The 18,808-nt window shown below is 70.9% G+C and carries 12 protein-coding genes; 4 read left to right on the top strand and 8 right to left on the bottom strand.

The window, feature by feature from the left end; all coding sequences use genetic code 11:
* Positions 1 to 16: 16 nt before the first annotated feature.
* From OG303_RS14470 to OG303_RS14490, 5 genes are all read right to left on the bottom strand, one after another.
* Positions 17 to 1,153, bottom strand: a complete 1,137-nt coding sequence (locus tag OG303_RS14470; RefSeq protein WP_405868565.1) for a Gfo/Idh/MocA family protein — start codon at positions 1,151 to 1,153, stop codon at positions 17 to 19.
* A gap of 103 nt (positions 1,154 to 1,256) precedes the next feature.
* Positions 1,257 to 1,970 carry a zf-HC2 domain-containing protein gene (locus OG303_RS14475; protein ID WP_405868567.1) on the bottom strand — a complete coding sequence of 238 codons (714 nt, stop codon included), beginning with the start codon at positions 1,968 to 1,970 and terminating at the stop codon, positions 1,257 to 1,259.
* The gene (locus OG303_RS14480; RefSeq protein WP_405868569.1) at positions 1,967 to 2,539 is read right to left on the bottom strand and encodes a sigma-70 family RNA polymerase sigma factor; all 573 of its coding nucleotides are present in this window, start codon (positions 2,537 to 2,539) and stop codon (positions 1,967 to 1,969) included. Before OG303_RS14480 ends, OG303_RS14475 begins: the two co-directional genes overlap by 4 nt.
* A gap of 134 nt (positions 2,540 to 2,673) precedes the next feature.
* A complete protein-coding gene (locus tag OG303_RS14485) occupies positions 2,674 to 3,627 on the bottom strand; it encodes a DUF1996 domain-containing protein (protein WP_405868571.1) in 954 nt (317 codons plus the stop codon).
* 154 nt (positions 3,628 to 3,781) lie between these two features.
* Complete coding sequence (locus OG303_RS14490) at positions 3,782 to 4,738, bottom strand: CHRD domain-containing protein (RefSeq protein WP_405868573.1); 957 nt, start codon at positions 4,736 to 4,738, stop codon at positions 3,782 to 3,784.
* 184 nt (positions 4,739 to 4,922) lie between these two features.
* Here OG303_RS14490 and OG303_RS14495 point away from each other — a divergent pair, with 184 nt between their 5' ends.
* The 3 genes from OG303_RS14495 to OG303_RS14505 all read left to right on the top strand — a co-directional run bounded on the left by OG303_RS14495 (position 4,923) and on the right by OG303_RS14505 (position 6,525).
* The gene (locus OG303_RS14495; RefSeq protein WP_405868575.1) at positions 4,923 to 5,384 is read left to right on the top strand and encodes a hypothetical protein; all 462 of its coding nucleotides are present in this window, start codon (positions 4,923 to 4,925) and stop codon (positions 5,382 to 5,384) included.
* Positions 5,385 to 5,570: 186 nt separating this feature from the next.
* Entirely contained in the window at positions 5,571 to 5,858 is a 288-nt protein-coding gene (locus tag OG303_RS14500; protein ID WP_405868577.1) for a hypothetical protein, read from the top strand.
* 49 nt (positions 5,859 to 5,907) lie between these two features.
* Entirely contained in the window at positions 5,908 to 6,525 is a 618-nt protein-coding gene (locus OG303_RS14505; protein ID WP_405868579.1) for a hypothetical protein, read from the top strand.
* A gap of 142 nt (positions 6,526 to 6,667) precedes the next feature.
* Here the strand turns inward: OG303_RS14505 and OG303_RS14510 are convergent, their stop codons facing one another.
* From OG303_RS14510 to OG303_RS14520, 3 genes are all read right to left on the bottom strand, one after another.
* The gene (locus OG303_RS14510; RefSeq protein WP_405868581.1) at positions 6,668 to 11,044 is read right to left on the bottom strand and encodes an FtsK/SpoIIIE domain-containing protein; all 4,377 of its coding nucleotides are present in this window, start codon (positions 11,042 to 11,044) and stop codon (positions 6,668 to 6,670) included.
* A gap of 112 nt (positions 11,045 to 11,156) precedes the next feature.
* Positions 11,157 to 11,453: a WXG100 family type VII secretion target gene (locus tag OG303_RS14515; protein WP_361260604.1), complete on the bottom strand. Its 297-nt coding sequence runs from the start codon at positions 11,451 to 11,453 to the stop codon at positions 11,157 to 11,159.
* A gap of 103 nt (positions 11,454 to 11,556) precedes the next feature.
* Positions 11,557 to 16,968, bottom strand: a complete 5,412-nt coding sequence (locus OG303_RS14520) for a hypothetical protein (protein ID WP_405868583.1) — start codon at positions 16,966 to 16,968, stop codon at positions 11,557 to 11,559.
* Positions 16,969 to 17,126: 158 nt separating this feature from the next.
* Here OG303_RS14520 and OG303_RS14525 point away from each other — a divergent pair, with 158 nt between their 5' ends.
* The gene (locus OG303_RS14525; RefSeq protein ID WP_405868585.1) at positions 17,127 to 18,695 is read left to right on the top strand and encodes a hypothetical protein; all 1,569 of its coding nucleotides are present in this window, start codon (positions 17,127 to 17,129) and stop codon (positions 18,693 to 18,695) included.
* The last annotated feature ends 113 nt before the right edge of the window (positions 18,696 to 18,808 follow it).

Below are 18,808 nucleotides of genomic sequence, written 5' to 3' on the forward strand. Positions count from 1 at the left end.
ACTGACATGAAACGCCTCATGTCCGATCGAACGTGGTGTGCAGGACGGTGTGGGCCGCTCCCTGTGCGGAGGAGACGGCCAGGGTGATCTCCAGGACGTGCAGGGCGTGCCGGGCGGTGAGTTGTGGGGTCGTGCCGCCGCGGATCGCCGCCGCCAGGTCGGCGATGCCACGGGCGAAGTCCATGTCGTGCCCGTGGTGGCGCTCGTAGCGGAAGGGGTGGTCCGCCGGGAGGACGAGGGGCACCTGTTGGGGCTCGGACAGATAGTGGGGCGTCGACTCCGACATCTCCGTCCTCGTGCGGACCGTGACCTCGGCGCCGTAGTCCCAGCATTCCGACACGGACAGCACTCCGTCGTCGCCGACGATCCGCAGCGAGTGGTCCTCGGGGGCCACGGTGCTGCAGGTCAGCCGGGCGACGACACCGGAGTGGAAGCGGATCAGGGCGCAGGTGAAGTCGGGGGCGAGTGCGGAGGGTTCCACCTCCGGGGTTTTGTCCGGCTGGAGCAGACCGCCGTACGACATGACCTCCGACGCCGGTCCGAAGAAGGCCGTGAGCCAGGTGAGGTAGTAGCCGGCGTGCTCCAGGGTGGGTCCGACGCGGAACTCGTCGGCGTACGGCCAGGGCGCTCCGGAGGGGCCGGCCCAGCTGCGGAAGTTCATCTGGTGCACCGCACCGTCGTCCAACTCGGCGTAGACGAGACGCGGTTGACCGATGCGGCCCTCGGCGAGGGCATGCGCGAGGGTTTGCGCCGTTTCACCGAGGAATGAGCAGGGGGCCGACGACAGGATCAGGCCGTGCCGCTCTGCGTACTCGACGAGTTCGGTGGCCTGCCCCAGCTCCTCGGCGAAAGGTTTCTCCGAGTAGACGTGTTTTCCCGCCTCCAGACAGCGGCGGGAGACCTCGTAGTGGCTGTGGGGATTGGTCAGGTTGACGGCGATGGCAACCGAGTCGTCCGCCAGCAGTTCGTCGAGCGAGGCGTACGGACGCAATCCGTGGTGTTCGGAGAATTTCTTGGCCCGTTCGGCGTCGGAGTCGTGGACACCGCGGAGGGACAAGTCGGGGTGGTTGGGAAGAGTGGCGATGTAGAAGTCGGCGACATAGCCGCAGCCGATGAAAGCGACACCCGTCGCCTTCGAGTTGGAGCCGTCCATGCGTGTCGTACCTGCCCTTCGGGAAAACGGCAGCGCGCAGCCAACGACGAAATTGCGGGGAAGAGCCGGCCGCGCAGAATTCCTGCGCGGCCGGAAAGGGTGATCAGACCTTCAAGGAGACGTATTCCTTGCCCTGTTCGTTCTCCACCAGGACCTTGGCGACGTCGTCGCTTGCGATGGCCGCCGAACCGTCGAGGTTGGCGCCCTTGTCCTCGTCCGCGACGACCCAGCTGCCGGCCACCTCGCGTTTGCCGTCCTTGCTCTCCACGATGAGGCGGCAGTGCTCACCCACCGGGATCCCGTTGACCGAGGCGTTGACCCGGACCCAGGACGCGGCCGGGGTCACCCGTACCGTCATCCGGCTGCCCGTCGAGGCGCTGGTGCCCGAGGCGACCCGGGTGCCGGCGGGCGGGGTCGCGGGGGCCGTGACCGTGGTCGCCGGGGGGTCCGCGACCTGGTTCGTGCCTCCGCCGGCCTGCCGGCCGATCAGCACACCGCCGCCCAGTACGGCAGCGGCCGCGACCGCGGCGACCGCGACCAGGGCCGTCCGTCGTCGGCGTTCCACGCCGTCACGTTCGTTGCGCACCTGCCGGATCGTGCGCTGCAGCAGCAGATCGCCGCCCTCCGGCGGACCGTCGAGGAACGCCTCCGGCGGCACTTCACCGAGTGCCGCTTCCATCTCCCGCAATCCGTCCAGTTCTTCACGGCACCGGTCGCACGCGGCCACGTGTTCGTCTACGGCCCGCACCTCCCGCTCGTCCAGCGTGCCGAGGACGTAGGCGCCGAGCAGTGCGCTGTCGTGTTCCTTGATGCTCATGCCGCCACCTCCTTCAGCGCGACGAGCTTCGCTGTCTTCGGTTTGTCTCTGTACAGGTCCCGTAGCTGTTTCAAGGCATAGTGTGAACGGGATTTCACGGTCCCGGGAGGTATTCCCAGAGTCTCCGCCGCCTCGTTGACGCTCCGGCCCTGGAAGTAGATCTCGTTCAGCACGTCCCGGTGGTCCGGGGAGAGCCGGTCGAGGGCCTCCATGACGAGCATCGAGTCCACGACGCCGTCCGCGTGGTCGTTCGCCACCGGGGTGGTGCCCGCGGACTCGGCGACCTCCTTCGGACGCGCGGCCTTGGCCCGGAACCGGTCCGTGATGATGTTGCGGGCCACGGTGAGCAGCCAACCGCGCACCGAGCCCTTGCCGTTGACCAGGGCCTCCTGGTTCTTCCAGGCCCGGATCAGGGTCTCCTGGACCACGTCCTCCGCGGCGGCATGGTCACCCGTGAGCCGCTGGGCGTAAGCGAGGAGGGCCCTGCCGTGTTCCTCGTACAAGGAACGGATCAGTACCTCGTCGCTTGTTCTCTGCTTGTCCCGAGCGCGGGACCACAGCGCCGCCATTCACTTTCTCCCGTCCTCTCCTGAGCTGACGCGCTGTACACGAGTGGCAGCCGGAGTCGGTTCGATCCGAGTTCGGAATTTTTTTCTCCGCTTCACGCGGGCCGCGTCGTTCCGGCCGCGTCACGCGGGCGACGTCACGCCGGACGGCAGTGGCGACCCTCGTTCAGGCAGCCGACCAGCGCGGACATCCGACGGTCCGTCATCACGTTGATGAACTGGGCGTGATCCGTCTTGGGATCGCGCTTCTCCTCCGGGAAGGAGTCGACCGCGTACGGCGTGCCGTGGGGCAGGGCGTACGTGAGGGTGACGCGCAGTTGCGGCACGGCGAAGGTGGCGTGCGGGCAGACTCCGTCGGCCGCCGGGAACACCACGTGCGTACGGTGGTCGGGGCTGTCCGTGGACAGACCGTCCCAGCAGCTGGGGAAGTCCAGGGTGCGGGTCGGTCCGCTGCCCCTCGGACACAGGGTGTACTTGGTCGTGAAGCGGTCCCGGTAGCCCGAACAGCCCCACTGCGCATGCACGTTGGTGTCGCCCGTGTAGAGCGCGACCGGGTCGCCGGTGACCAGGCGCAGGAACCGGGGCATGGCGACCACCTTGCTCACCGGGTTGCCGCGGAACTCGATCGCGACCGAGGACGGCGTCAGGATCGCACCGGTGTTGCCGTCCGTCCCGCCGCCCATGGCGTGGGCGTCCGCCCCCGTCCGGTCCAGCCGCCGCAGCACGGGCCAGTAGTACGTGGAGCGGTCTCCGCCGACACAGGTGGTGCCGGCCGCGGCCAGGCTCTCGTTGCTCGACAGGGCGGTGGTCGACACATTGCCCACGTAGTCGTGGATGTGGTGGGCCGAACCGGAGACGCCGGGCGAGACCACGAGGTTGTCCGCGTTGCGGTGAGCGTTCTCATTACGGCCGCAGTCCTCGCTGTACGTGCCGGTGGAGGCGTCCGGCAGAACGGCGGCCAACGGGGTCCGGGCGACCGAGACGATGTCGACGTAACGGTCGGCGGCGGGCGCCGCCTGTGCCACGGCCGGACGGCCCGCAACGAGGAGACCGGCCCCCAGGACGGCCGACACACCGACGGCCGCGGGCACACATATCCGGAGTAGACGGGCTCTTGAACGGAAGAGTCGGATCCACACGTGAAGCAGCGTGGCAGCAATGTCTAGACCAATCAAGTCCCCTTTTGAACCATGGCGGAATCTTGGGATTCGTTGGCCGGGAAGCCGCCTGTTGTTGAACGGCGGTTCAGCGGAACAGCTGTCCTCGGACCGCTCCGTCGGGGAACTCCGCGGTGTGCAGGTTGGCGTAGAAGCCGGTCGGGGCCTTCTTGATCTGCGCGAGGACCGACGGGTCCTGGACGCTGACGGTGCCGGAGATCGCGAAGATGTTCTGCGGGACCGGGGTGACGAACAGCGGGACCTTCACGTCGCCGTTGCGGCCCAGCACCCCCTGGTGGACGTGACCGGCCAGCGGGGCGCCGATGTTCACCCAGGCCACGGAGTAGCCGACCCGGCCGGTGCCGGGGTACAGGAACGTGACGGCGTGGCCGTCCGGGTCGCCGACCCGCTTCGGGTCGCCGGTCGGCACCTCCTGGCCGCCGTCGGCGAGCGCACGGAGCTTGCCGCCCCGGATGATGCTGAGCGGGTTGACGGGCTTGGCCAGCGTCCGCAGCTGGCCGCGGACGGCGCCGCCGGGGAACTCCTTGGTGTGCAGGTTCACGTAGAAGTCGGCGGGATCGGTGCGCAGTTGACGGGCGAGCGCGGCGTCGGTCACCGAGGTCTGGCCGGCGGCGGACTGCACGGTGGACGGCATGGCCGTGGTGAACAGGCCGACCTTCACATCGCCGTTGGTGCCCGTGGCGCCCTCGTGGATGTGTCCCAGCGTCGGGTGGTCGATGCCGTTCCAGGAGAGGGCGAACGTGATGCGGTTGCCCTTGACCTTGACCAGCGCCACGGCCTTGCCGTCCGGGTCGCCCACGGCGGGACCGCCCTTGACGGGCACCTCCTGGTCGCCGGAGAGCTGGGCGATGAGGGAGACGGCCGGTTCGTTCGGCGAGACGGCCTGCGGGGGTGTGGCCGACGCCGTTGCGGCCGAGCCGCCGGCGCCGTGCATGCCGTGTCCGTCGTGGGCCAGCGCGGGTGACGCGGCGAACAGGCCGGTGGCGAGCACGGTGGCGGACACCGCGAGAGAGAACTTGCGCATTCTTTTCGTCCTTCCGGGATTGGGTCTCATTGATGGGGTCCCATTTGCTGCCCGAATCACGAGCGGGCGCCGCCACCGGTTCAATTCAGGGCCGTAGAAGAAAACTGAACCCACTACCCCCTCGGCACGTGTGGGACGCGGGGATGCGACCCCTTCCGATTCACCGCTGAGAGAGGTCACCACAATGCGCGCACGGACGGCTCTGATCGCGATACCGCTGGCTCTGGGGCTGGTCGCCTGCGGCGGGGGGAAGGACGACGGCGGCACGGCGAAGGGGTCCGGCGGCAGGAGCGAGGCCATCGCGGTCAAGGACTCCGGTGTCGGCTCCATCCTGGTCGACGGCGAGGGCCGGACCCTGTACGCCTTCACCAAGGACAAGGGCGGCGCGAGCAGTTGCGACGCCAAGTGCATCGCGGTCTGGCCCGCGCTGACCGGCAGTGCCAAGGCCACCGCCGGCAAGGGCGTGAAGTCCTCGCTGATCCAGGTGGCCAAGAAGTCGGGCGGCGCGGTGCAGACCACGTACGGCGGCTGGCCGCTGTACTACTACGTCGGTGACGCGGCGCCCGGTGACGTCAACGGGCAGGGTCTGGACGGGCAGTGGTTCGTCGTCGGGGCGGACGGCAAGCTCGTGCGGAACGGCACCTGAGAGCACCCCTTCAGCACGCGGATGGCACGCGAGAGCCGGTCGACGGCCCGCGTGCCGTCCGCGTTCTGCTGTCCGCCCGCTGAACCGCCTTTTCGTGCCGGCGCGTTGAACCGCTGCGCTGCGGGAGGCGTTCCTGGTGCGAGGCAGGACACACCCGCCGATCCACGCCCCCCAGGGAGGAGCCCCATGGCCGAGATCAACATGCCCGGAGACGAGGTGGAGCGCCTCGGCACGCTCCTGCGGCAGGTGATGGACCTGATCGACACCAAGTCGAGCGGCTTCGACGCCACCGCGGTGGGCCGGCCCCTGGTGGACGCCGGCGACAACTTCGACCGGAAGTGGAACGACGGTCGCACCCAGCTCAAGCGGAACAGCAAGGACCTGCGGGACGCCTGCGAGGCCATCGTGAAGGCGTTCGCGGACGCCGACAACCAGCAGGCGTCGGCGCTCGACGGCAATGACGGAAGCAAGTGAAGCCCGTCCCGGGACGGCGACGGCCGGACGAACAAGAGGAGCACGGTCCATGACCAACGGTTCGCAGAGCTTCGGGATCGCCATCCCGGACAACTGGACGGAGTACGACCTCAGCGGCGACACGCTCGCCGAGCGGCGGGCCGAGATGCTGCGGCAGACCCCCGACAAGCCAACGCGGGACGTCGTCAACCAGGCCTTCCGCAATGCGCGACGGATCATGGACGGCGCCCGCCGGCGCGGCGCCGTGTACGCCGCGGGCACCACGACCATGTACGAGGACGGCCTGCTGATGGCCGGTCTGCTGATCTTCAGCATCACGCCGCCGCCCGGTGAGGACTTCTCCGCGCACGGCCTGGCCAAGCAGTTCTCCGCCACCGGGGAGAGCCGCGGCGAGGGCACGACGCGGACGTTCACCACGGAGACGCTGCCCGGTGCCGGGCAGGTGGGCCGGCTGGTGGGCATCGAGGAGAGCGAGGTCGCCGCCGGGGTCTCGTACAAGCTGGTGGTGATGCACACGGTGGTGCCGGTGCCCGACAGCAGGCGGGTGCTCATCGTCACCTGCTTCAGCCCGAACATCCCGGTCGCCGACCAGCTGTACGACCTGTTCGACGCCATCACGTCGACGTTCGCCTTCGGTGAGGAGGCGCCGGTCGCGGCGGCGAGCTGACCGACCGCACGAGAAGGCCCGGCCCATGTGGCCGGGCCTTTTTCTTGTGTCGGGCACCAACTGACCTCTACGGCAAAGACGTTCGCCCCCGACCGGGACCGGCCGGGGGCGAACTGTCGTACAGGGCCTGTTGTGCGGGGTGCTAGTCCACCGTCGTGTGCGGCACCCGGACCGTGAGGAACCGGCCGTCGCCGAGCTGGAGGTGGGCGCGGCCCGGTTCGCTGTCCTCGCCGAGGATGCCGCGCGGGACGCGGGCGCCGACCAGTTCGCCGTCGCTCGCCGAACGGGGCGCGAGCAGCGCTCCGCAGCGGTTGCGGCGGACGATCGCCTGCCAGCCGGAGAGGCCGCCGAGCAGAACCTCGTTGTTGCCGGCCACGACCAGACCCCAGCCGTCACCGGCGCCGCCCCGGGCGAGGGCGGCAAGATCGCCGTCCAGCTCCGAGTTGATCATCAGTTCGGCGTCGTCGACCAGGATCGCGCCGGCCGGTGAGTCCACCTTGCCGAGCGCCGCGCGGAAGGCCGCCACCTCGACGTCGGAGTCGGTGAAGACCTCGACCACCCCCGGGTGTCCGGACAGCTTGCGCAGGGGCGAGATGCGGGGCGTGATCACCACGAGCTTCGTGCCCGCCTCGATCAGCGAGCGGGCCATGGTGAGCAGCACGGTGCTGCGGCCGGAGCGCGGCGGTCCGCCGATCACGAAGGACGGGACCAGGGACATGTCCGTGCCCTGGGCGGAGAGTTCGTCGCCGCCGACGCCCACCATCGCCCACAGCGGGGAGACGCCCCGCGGCCTGCGCTCCAGGGCCTCCTCGAAGCCGAGCCGCTCGGGCAGCACGTCGACCCTGAACGGCCGCCGCGCGTCCGGGACTTGGGCGTCCCGCTCGGTCGTGCGCTCGGCCAGGGCGACCAACGCGCGGGCCTGCGCGGCGCCGCTCGGGTCGGTGCCGTCGACGAGCGCGATCTGGGCGTTCGTCGTGTCCTTGGGCTGGATGGCGCGCCCCGCCGCGAGGTCCTCCGGGACGGAACGGGCGGTCAGGCCCACCATCGAGTAGTCGTTGCGGTCGTTCAGCCGCAGCACCAGCTTGTCCTCGGTGGTCGAGGAGAACCGGCTCTGGCTCAGCACCCGGTCGCCCGCCAGCACCAGGTGCACTCCGACGCTCGCGCCCTCGCGCATCAGCAGCGTCATCGCGTCCATCACACTGCCCTGGTCGTACGCGCCGAAGTCCCGCTCGAACGCCTCGAACCGGTCGACCAGCAGCAGCACGTGCGGCGGCCGCTCCTGCTCGGGCAGGATCCTGCGCAGCTCAGTGAGGTCCGCGACGCCCTGCCGGCCAAGCAGCGCGCGGCGCCGGCCGACCTCTCCGGTGAGCCGGGACAGCAGCCGCACCACACGCTCGGTCTCACCCCGGTCCACCACCGCGCCGCAGTGCGGCAGTCCGGTGAGGGCCTGCAGGGCGCCGTTGCCGCAGTCGAGGCCGTAGAGGTGGACGTCGGCGGTGCCGTGCGCCCCGGTCAGCGCGGCGGCCAGGGTGCGCAGCGCCTGGGAACGGCCGCTGCGCGGTGAACCGATGATGTGCAGATGGCCCGTCCGGTCGAGGTCGAAGACGAGTTCGCGCTGCGCCTGCTCGGCGGGGACGTCGACCAACCCGTAGGCGACGGGGGCGAGTTGACCGGCATCGGCGGGTGCGGAGACCAGGTCGGCGAGCGCCATCGAGTCGGGCAGCGGCGGCAGCCACGGGCGGCGGGCGGGCGGGACGGCCAACTGTTCCGCGGCGCCGCGCACCGCCTCCACCAGCACCGACAGATCCGTGACCGGCTGTACGGCGCGCTCGGCGACGGCCGTTCGGGGCAGCGGGTCGCCCAGTTCCTCCCAGTGGAGTTCGGTGAGGACCGGGGCCCGGTGCTCCTCGTCGAGGTCCGAGGAGTCGAGGCGCCGGCCGCCGATCCGGCCGGTCTGGAACGGCAGCAGCGCCGCGTGTCCGAGCCGGGCGTAGGCACGTCCCGGGGTGCGGGGCGAGAGCTGGCCGGAGTCGGGGGCGTCGATGATGTCGCGGCTCTCGCCGGTGTCGGTGGTGCGCAGGGCGATCCGCAGGTTGGTGTTGGCCCGGATGTCGGCGGTGACCGCGCCGGAGGGGCGCTGGGTGGCCAGCATCAGGTGGATGCCGAGCGACCGGCCCCGCTGCGCGATGTTCACCAACCCGGAGACGAAGTCGGGCAGTTCGCGGATCATCGAGGCGAACTCGTCGATGACCAGCACCAGTCGGGGCATCGGGACGAGCTCGGGGCGCCGGGTGCGCTTGTCGGTGTAGTCGTCGATGTCCTTGGCGGCGGCCTGGGCCAGGATGTGTTCGCGGCGCTTGAGTTCGGCGCCGAGGGAGACCAGGGCCCGCTCCACGAGATGGGTGTCCAGGTCGGTGACCATGCCCACGGTGTGCGGCAGTTCCTCGCACTCGGCGAACGCGCTGCCGCCCTTGTAGTCGATGAGGACGAAGTTCAGCTCGTCGGGGCGGTTGGCGACGGCGAGGCTCGCCACCAGGGTCTGCAGCAGTTCGGACTTGCCGGAGCCGGTGGTGCCGGCGATCAGTCCGTGCGGTCCGTCGGCGGCGAGGTCGACGGAGAACGGCCCGTCGACACCCTCGCCCAGAATCGCCCTGGTGCTACGGCCGTTGACGACCCATCCGGCGGCCACCCCGTCCGGCACCGGCGGTTCCAGACCGAGCACGTCGAGCAGTCGTACGGAGCCGGGCAGCAGGTTCTCCTCGGCGTCGTCGCCCACGTCCCGCAGCGGGGCGAGGGCGCGGGCGACACCGACGGACCAGGCGCGGCTCGGCGCGTCCATCAGGACGCCGTCCACCGGGTCGGCGCCGGTCTGCTCGACGCGCAGCCGCCCGTCGGAACCGGCGACCGCCACGGCCTGGCACTCCTCGGGCAGCAGCCGCGCCTCGTCGTCCACGCACACCGCGTACACGCCGACCGCCGGGCCCTCGCGCAGGATCTGGATGACGCCGGGGAGGGCGCGCAGCCGACGCGCCCCGTCGAGGACGACCAGGACGTCGGGCTCGCCGGCCGCACCGCCGCGTGCCCCGCGGCTGCCGGCGGCCTGCCGGGCGGCGATCACGGCGCAGATCTCGGCGATACGGCGGCCCACCGACTCGGTGGTCGCGCCGACCAGGCTGCGGGTGTCCTCGCCGAGCGGGGCGGTGTGCGGCAGCCAGTGCACCCAGGACCAGCGGTCCTCGCCGCTGCTGCCCGCGAGTATGCAGATCCGCAGGTCGGAGGGGCTGTGCAGGGTCGCGGCCTGCGCGGTCAGCCAGCGCACCAGGGGTACGGCGGCCTCGCCGCCCGCGACGCCCAGCACCCCGGCCGCGCGCAGCGGCACGGTGACGGGTACGGCGCGCGTGGTGCGGGTGATCCGGCGGCGGTGCTCCGCCTCGGCCGGGTCGTCCAGTTCCACGTAGGCCGGCCGGTCGGCCACACCGAGCCGCAGCAGCAGGAAGTCGTCGTCGCGCCAGCGGCGTTCCCACAGCCGCAGCCGCGGTCCGGCGGCGATGAGCAGCGCGGCGGCCGGGTCGGGGCCGGCGCTGCGGCGGGCCCGCTGCTCGGCGAGCACCGCCTCGTCCACCTCCCCCTCCAGCTCGGCCTTCCTCCGCTCGTACTCGGCGACCTGCTCCTGGTGGTTCTCCTTGCCGCGCTTCTTGTTGGAGAGCTGGCTGACCAGGGCGATGACCGGGGACAGCAGACCGAAGACGAGGAAGCGGAGGTTGCCCAGCAGCAGGACGGAGACCCCGGCCATCACCAACGGGGCGAAGATCAGCGGCAGTTGGAGCTTGTTGCGAGCCGGCTTGCCGGGCGGTATCGGCAGCTTGAACCGGTTCTGCACGGGCGGCGGCAGCAGCCGCGGCGGACGGTTGTAGTCCAGGCCGACGCCGTCCTCGGAGGGGACGAGGGCGGCGTCGGGGTAGGTGGGGGCGGTCAACTCCAGCAGGGTCGGGCCGACTTCGAGGACACCGCCGGCCGGCCACTCGGTCCACTCGGGTACGGCGGTGTCGTCCAGCAGCGCCTGCTCCCCCCGCGCCGAGCGCACGGTCGCGGTGCCGTCGGCGGAGACCTTGAGGTGGGCGGCCGTCTTGGCGAGACCGTCGGCGGTCAGCCGGATCCGGCAGGCGTGGGCGGCGCCGATCTCGTAGTCGCCCGGCGGCAGCCGGAACACGGCCCCGGCGTCGGCGCCGCCGACCGCCCGCACCTCCGCGACCCCGTCCGGCTCCCGGCCGGGCGTGGCCACCGGTGCGTCCAGGGACAGCAGGCTGCCGGCCCGGAGGCCGGTGGCGCCCACCGGCTGGTCGTACGGCAGCGGGGTGTCGCTGTGGAAAAGGACCGGCTGCGCGTCGGGGTCACCGCCGCGCAGCCGCCGGCGGAGTTCCTCGGCGAGCTCGCCGACCGGAACCGATGGATCGGCCTCGATCACGATGTCCGCGGTCTGGCCCTGCTGCGGGTCGACGGCGGTGACGGTCAGACGCATGGTCGGTGCTCCTCGGTGCACGCGGAGGTATGCGGGGGTGTGCTGTGGGGACGGCGACGGCCGGCCGGACCGGACCGTGGTGGCCCGGCCCGGCCGGCGTGAGTGAACGGGCCTACTTGGAGAGGCTGTTGCCCATGTCGGAGTCGAGCTGGTTGAAGCCCTTGCCGACGCCGTCCACGTACTTGGAGATGCCCGTCAGGCCCTCGACGACCGAGCGGTAGCCCTTGGAGAAGTCCTCGACGAAGGGCTTGAACTTGGTCTTGGCGGCGGGGGTGTTGTAACCGTCCTCGGTCAGCGCGTCCAGGTCCCGCTTGATCTTCTCCAGCTGGGCCACGGCGGTGTCGTACTCGTTCATGGTGCTGGAGGCGGTCGCGGAGGTCTTCTCGTCGTTGACGATGTAGTCGGCCATTGGAATTCTCCCGTTTCTTGATAGGTAATTCGCCGCGGTGCGGGTTTCTTCGGTGGCTTTTCTTGGTCCGGCGCCATACACACGTGGGGCGCGCGGAAGTGGTTCAGAGGGTGACGGGCTTTTCGTCGTTCGAATGCGCGAAGTCGACGTCGGCGTTGTTGTTCAGGCCGCCGAGCACCTTTGTGGGCAGGCTGGAGACGGCCGTCTCCGGGCCCTTGGTCTTGAAGATGTAGGAGTTCTCCAGCTTCGTGCCGGCGAGCGAGCTGCCCACGCCGTTGCCGAGCCGGATGCCCGCGTTCTCCAGGGTGGTCATCGGGTCGGCGCCGTTGGCGCCGATCTGGTAGGCGGCGCTGATGCCCGAGTTGAAGACGCCCTTGAGGACGCCGGTGACGGCCTCGTAGCCGTACTCGCGCAGCTCGGTGACCGAGGTGGGGCCGCTGGTGTGGGAGTAGTACTCGTGGACCGGTGAGTGCTGCTCGTTGACGGAGCCCGCCGCGTCCACGTCGGTGACGGTGTTGCCGGTTCCGTCCTTGACCTTGGCGGCGCCGCTGTCGCCGACGTCGACGCCGAAGTTGGTCTGGTTGCCGCCCTGGCCGGTCTTGGTGACGGTGCCGTCCACGCCGTTGCCACCGACGTTGAGGGTGGTGTTCTCACCGCCGGCGTTGCTGTTGAACGTGGCGTTGCCGTCCGGGTGTTGGGTGATGGTCACGCCGTTGCCGGGGTCGGTCGTGGTCGCCGTGCCGTTGTTGAAGGTGCTGGTCGGGCCGTTGCCACCGGGCGGGACGACGGTGGGAGCCGCGCCCGGGGCGTGCGGACCGTAGACGGTCGTGCCGTTGCTGAGCGCGGCGTGCGGGGGCTGGACCGGTCCCTGGTGTCCCGGGGGGAGGGTCGGTGTGTTGACGCCGGGCCCCGTCAGCGTGCCGTCCTTGCCGATGGTGACCGTGTCGGCCGGGCCGTTGCCACCGCCGGGCGGGGAGACCTCGAAGGTGCCCTGGCCCTTCGAGGTCACGTCGAAGCCGCCGCCGCGCACGGTGGACTTGTCGCCGCCGACCGGGACGTCCACGCTGGGGCCGCCGTTGTTGCCGCCGACCTTGAAGGTCTCGGGGCCCGGGGCGTCCTGGGGGTTGATCGGGTTGTGCGGGCCGTCGACCACACCGGACTTCTGGCCGGCGGTGCCCGCGTTCTCCTGGCCGCCGGGGGTCTTGGTGACGGTGACGTTGCCGGTGTCGACGGTGGTCTTGCCGCCGAAGAAGCCCTCGTGGTGCACGGTCGGGCCGCCGCCCGGCGTGGTGACGGTGACGCCGCTCGCGCCGTCGCCGTGGATCGTGCTGATCGGGGTCTGCCCGGGTCCGTTGCCGATCGGGTTGCCCGCGGTGTCGATGGGTGCGCCGGTGTTGGGGTCCACATGGGTTCCGGAGGGCCCGAGTTCGTGGACGCCGCCGGGGCCGAAGGTGCCCTGGGCCGGTCCGTAGGTGGTGGTGAACTCGCCCTCGTGGCCCGGGTTGTCGTTGTGGGTGACCGTGCTGCCGGGCTCGTGGATCGGGTCGGCGCCGTGGGTGGTGATGGTGGGGCCGTTCGGGCCGTTGGACAGCGTGTTCTGACCACCCGTCATCCCGGGCTTGCCGAACAGGCCCCAGCCCTCCTGCTGCGGGGTGGTGACGTTGACCTGGCTGTTGGTGCCGCTGATGTCGGCGCCGCTCGGCGAGTTGTGGACGGTGGCCTGGCCATTGCTGTCGACGCTGTGCCCGATGCCGGACCCCTCGTGGACGGTGGCGGTCACCGGGCCGTTCGGACCGTCGGTGATGGTGGTGGTGAAGCCGCCGTCGGAGTGGGTGATGGTCTGCCCGTTCGAGGTGATGGTGTTGCCGTGCGTGTTGATGACGGTCGTGTCGGCCGGGTTGAGCTGGGTCGCGCCGTTGGGGTGTTGGGTGATGCCCGACGGAACGTTGGCGATGGAGCCGTCGGGTCCCTGCGCGGTGAGACCGCCGTCGGGGCTCACCGTGGCGCTGGTGGGCAGTCCGTTGCCGTCCGGCTGGTGGGTGAAGACGACGTCTCCGTTGCCGTTCACCGTGGTGGAGACGCCTTGCGAGTCGATGCCGTTCGGGCCCAGCGTCGCCTGGGCTCCGCCGTCTCCGGTGTTGGCGATGGTCGCGACGGGGGTGTTGCCTTCGGTGGCCGGGTGAACGGTGATCGGGCCGTCTGCGACGGTGCCGTTGTTGTCGACGCCGAAGGTGCCGCCGTTGTCCGTGGCGACCGTGCCGTTCGGGCCGTGGCCGACCGTGGTGTTGGGGCCCGCCGGGGCGGTCGTGGAGACGGAGCCGTCGTTGTTGACGGTGCCGTTCGCGACGTTGCTGCCGCCCACGTCGGTCTGGGCGCCGTTCTTTGTCAGGGTGGAAGTGCTGCCGTCGGTGGTGACCTGCGTCGGGGCGCCCCCCTTCGGCGGGGTGACAGTGACCGCGGGCGGCTGCCCGGTGCCGTGGTTGCCGACCGTGGTGGGGGCGTTGGCGCCGGTGCTCACGGTGGTGCCGCCGTGCGAGACCGTGGAGATGCCGTCGGTGCCGTGGCTGACCTGGATCGGGTTGGCGCCGGTGGTACCACCGTTGATGCCGTTCGGGCCGTGACTGACCTGGAACGGGCCGTGGTTGACCGTCGTGGTGCCGTTCGTCACGGAGGCCGTCGTGCCGTTGTTGCCGGTGACGGTGACGGTGTGGTGGCCGCCCCCGTCCACGCTGATGGTGGTGTTGCCCAGGGTGACCGGGTTGCCGGGAGTGGGCTGCGGGGCGCCCTGGACGCCGGTGTTGCCGGGGCCCGGGGTGACCGTGATCCGGCCGTCCGGGTCGACCTTGAACTCCTGGCCGTTGTGCGCGATGGCCGCGGAGCCGTCCTTGTTCAGCGTGGTCGAGCCGGAGGTGATGACCCCGTCCGGTGTCTGGTGGATGCCGTCGACGTTGAAACGGCCGTTGGGACTGACGTTGAAGCCCTTGCCCTCCGGCCCCTTGAACGTGACGTTGTCCGGTGAGAACTCCACCGAGTGGGTACCGTCCGTGACCGAACCGCCGCCCGTGTGGTCGGTCTTGAGACCGCCGACCGAGACGTCGCCGTTCGGGGTCACCGTCACCGGCGGGTGTCCGCCGGCCGGCGTCACGTCGAGCGTGCCGTTGTCGCCGTGGAACTGCACGGTGTCCGGGTTCGGGCCGCCGGTGTTCACCGTGAAGCCGTTGTCGCCGAGGGTGGTGGTGTGCCCGCCCGGCGTGGTGATGGTCGCGCCGCCGCCTCCGGGCAGGGTCGTCGTGGTGGCGCCGTCGGTGACGGTGACAGGGTTGTTGGTGTGCGTGGGCGGCACCGTGACGCCCTGGCCGCCCGGGCCGCCGTTGTCGACGTGGATGGTGCCGCCGGCGTCGATCGAGGTCTGGGTGCCACTGGGCAGCGTCACACCGTGGTCGAAGTGGCCCGCGTCCGCGTTGATCGTGGTGTGGTTGCCCAGGTCCACGCCGATGGTGCCGTTGCCCGGGTTGTGGGTCACGAGCGGCGCGGCGCCGTCCCCGGGGTGCGCGGTGTTGAAGACCGAGTGGGTGCCGTTCTGGTTGTTGACGGAGAGGCCGGGACCGTGCACCCCGGAGAAGCCCGGGCCGTTGGTCGCGCCCACACCGCCGGGCGTGGAGATCTCGTGGCCGTTCACATGGAACTGCGGCCTCGGACCGGCGCCGTCCACACTGGGCGTGCTGATGGTGGTGACACCGCCCTGGTGGTTGACGTTGCCGAAGGAACCGGACGTCTTGAACTCGCCGTTCGGCGTCAGCTCCGTACTGATCGTGGGCTTGTCGGCGCCGACCCCGAAGTGCTCGTTGATGCCCGGCCCGAACTCGCCGCCGACCGTGTTGATGCCGTTCTCGAGCTTGCCGGGACCGGTCAGCGGGGTCTCGATCTTGGTCGTCGTACCGTTCGAGGAGATCTTGTCCCCGTCCGGCGACTTGATGGTGTTCGCGCCGTCCTTGGTCTCCGAGGTGAAGCCGTCGGGGGTGGTGGTCTTCGTGGCGGTCGGATTGTCGTTGGCGAAGGGCAGGTCGGTGCCGCCCACCGGGTCCGCCTTGGGCCCGCCCGGGTCGATCTTCGCCTCGGTCTTGGTCCCGTCCGGCGTGGTCACCTTGGTCTTGAGCACACCGTCGGCCGGGTCCGAGCTGGTCGAGCCGTTAATGCCGTGGAAGCCCGTCTTCTGCGGCTGCCCCTTGCCGTCCACGTGCAGGATGCCGCTCGGTTTGAACTTGCCGTCGACGATGCCGAGGCTCCCCTTGGAGAACGCCTTGTCGATGTTGCTCTTGAACTTGCCCTTGGTGGTGAAGGCGTCCTTGATGCTGTTGGCGAACTTCGTGCCGCCGAAGACCGAGAGCACACCGCCCGAGGCTGCACCGATGAGCGAGCCGATGGCGGCGGGTCCCAGGTCGAACTTCTTGCCGTCGGCCGCCGCCGTGATACCGGCCGCCGCGAAGCCGAGCGTGAACTCGGTGCCCACGTCGAGCGCCACCTTGCCGGCGAGGGCAAGCCCCGGTTTCGCGCTGAGCCCCACCAGGCCCTTGCCCAGCGGGTTGATGACCTTGCGGACCAGCGTCGAGCCCTGGACGATCTTCGTCAGGGCGGCCGAGACGGTCCCGGCACCCTTGCCCAACTTGGCCAGCGCCGGGGCGAGTTTCGCCAGTTTGGCCACCGCCCCGCCGACCTTGCCCAGCGCGCCGAGCAGCACACCGCCGGGCACCAGGGTCAGGATGCCGATGACCAGATCGCCCACGTCGATCTTGCCCTGCGAGACCATCCGGATCACCGAGAGGCCCAGCAGGAGCGCGCCCAGCAGCACGCCCACGACGGGCAGGAAGACCGCGATGATGCCGACGATGATGCCCGCGATGATCTCGATGAACGGGTTGTCCGCGAGGAAGTCGCCGATCTTCTTGAAGAAGCCCCGCTCCGCGATCGCCTCCCGTGCCGCGTCGTCCAGGACGACCGAGGCCCGACGTGAGCCGTCCTCCCGCAGCCGCTCCGCGTCACGGCCGAGCGCCTCGGCCGCCGACAGCCGGTTCTTGGCCTGGTCGACCTGGCCCTGCTGACTGTTGTGCGCGTCGACCTGGTCCGGGGTGGCGTCCGCGGCCAGTGCCGGTACGTCGGTCTTCGCGGTGTCCGCCACCTCCTGCCCCTCGTCGATCGCCCGGTCCAGCATCTCCTGGGCGTTCGTCAGGGTGTCGGCGTACGTCGTGTAGGCCTCGGCGGCGTCCCGGAAGGAGTCCCGGGTCTTCACCAGCATCCCCGGCAGGTCCTTGTTGATCCGTTCCCGCAGGGCGTCCATCGCCTTGCCCTGGCCCTGCCGGATCGCTCCGCCGTCGCTGAGCAGGTCGACGGCCTCACCTGCCCCGTCACCGAGTTCCTGGTAGGTCTTGGCCAGCGTCCGGATCCGCTCCGGATCGCCGGGGGTGGGGTCGCTCGCGAACCCCAGGATCTCCCAGCCGGTGGTGTGCCGTCGTGCCATCTCAACGCCTCCCCGCTTCTCGTTCGTTCGGCGCCCAGAGCACGCGCGTCGCCGCGGAACGGTTCAGAACGTTTGAACCGGCCGCCCGCCCCGCCCGTGTGACGGCCGACGCGCTCGCAGCGGCGCGTCGACGGCCCTGACGGAGGAGGACGAGAAAGATGCGAGACGCACCAGCGGCGGGCACACGGGCGACCACAACTCGGGTACGGCGCACGGACGTTCAGCGCAGAACGGCACAGGCGATGGCGGTGTGCTCACTCGCGCTCGTCACCTGGCTGGCGCTGCCCACGCCCGCCCATGCGGCGGTGCCTCAACAGGCGGGCAGTCAGGTGCTGTTGGCCGCGGACGTGACGAAGTTCTACGTCGTCAAGGATCCGAAGGACAACGGCGGCAAGCCCGACACGCTGTTCGACATCGCGCAGCGCACCCTCGGCGACGGCAACCGGTTCGAGGAGATCCTGGTGCTGAACAGCGGCCGGGTGCTGCCGGACGGTTCGGTGTTCGTCAGCCCGGACCAGCTGACCCCCGGGTTCGCGCTGGCCCTCCCCGAGGACGCGACCGGCGCCGGTGTCCAGGTCGGTGTGCTGCCGCAGGCGAAGACCACCACCGGGTCCGGGCAGACCGCGGCCACGCCCAGCGCGGCGCCGACGGCGACGGCGACCAAGGCCTCGGGCGCGGCGAGCGGTCCGTTCGCGGCCGTCGGCAACAAGGTTCCCCTCCCCGCACTGGTCGGCGGCATCGCCGGCGTCACCGCGCTGACCGTGGTGATCGTCGCGCGCCGCCCGCTCGGCCGGGCCGCCCGGGCCACCGGTTCCGGGGTGGCCCGGGCGGGCCGGGTCCTGCGCCCGCGGCTGCCGCGCGGCATGGCGCTCGCCCTGCGCCGGCGTCGCCGGGGCGCCCTGGCCAGGCGGCTTGCGGCGGACACCCGTACGCCCGTGGTGGTCCGTCAGGCGCTGCGCGAGATCGTCCCCGCGAACACCTCGGAGACGGCCCGTTCCGTCCGGGTCTACAGCGTGCTGGCGGAGCCCACCAAGCTGCTCGCCTCGGTCTCGGGCACCGACCGGGCCCCGGCGCCGTGGACCGCCGTCGCCCCGACCCGCTGGGAGCGCACGGGACTGCCCTCGGTCATCGAGGGCGATCCCTCGGCCGACCTGGGGCTCGCCCTGCCGCACCTGGCCCGGGTGGGCGTGAGCGAGCGCGACGCGCAGGTCATGGTCGACCTCGGCCAGATCAACGGCGCGCTGAGCGTCACCGGTGATCTGACGGTCGCCCAGGACACCGTGGCGGCGCTGGTGCGAGGTCTGCTCGAACTCCCCCGGCAGCGCACGGTGGTGGTCTCGGTGGACCCGAGCGCGAGCGCCCTGCCCGGACTCAACGGCCTGGTACGGGTGCGCTCGGTGTCCGAGGTGAAGGGCCGGGCGCCCGAGGAAGTGCTCAACTGCGCCGAGGAGTTGGGGGTCGGGCTGGTGCGCGGTGCGGCCCGGACCGGTGAGGTCACCGGGTTCGTCGTACTCCTGGACCCGCCGACCGCCGACGAGGCACGCGCGCTGGCGGACCTGTCCGCACCCGACGCCGGCGGCTGGATCGTGCTCACGGTCGGCGACGTCCCCGGAGCGCACTGGCGGTGGTACGCCGAGTCCGACGGCACCGTGGACCTGGGCGTGCTCGGCCTGCAGGTGATCGTGCCCACGCAGACGCTCGCCGGTGCGGGCACCGGCCGCGTCTGACCTGTCGTAACAAGCGAAACACCCCTGTCTCCGCCCCGGCGGCCGGTCGACCTCCTCCCCGGCGGCCGGGGCGGTTCCGCACCCGAACGAACCCCTTACCCGAACAGAGTCGA

Source organism: Streptomyces sp. NBC_00005 (assembly GCF_045160215.1).
GTDB lineage: Bacteria > Actinomycetota > Actinomycetes > Streptomycetales > Streptomycetaceae > Streptomyces.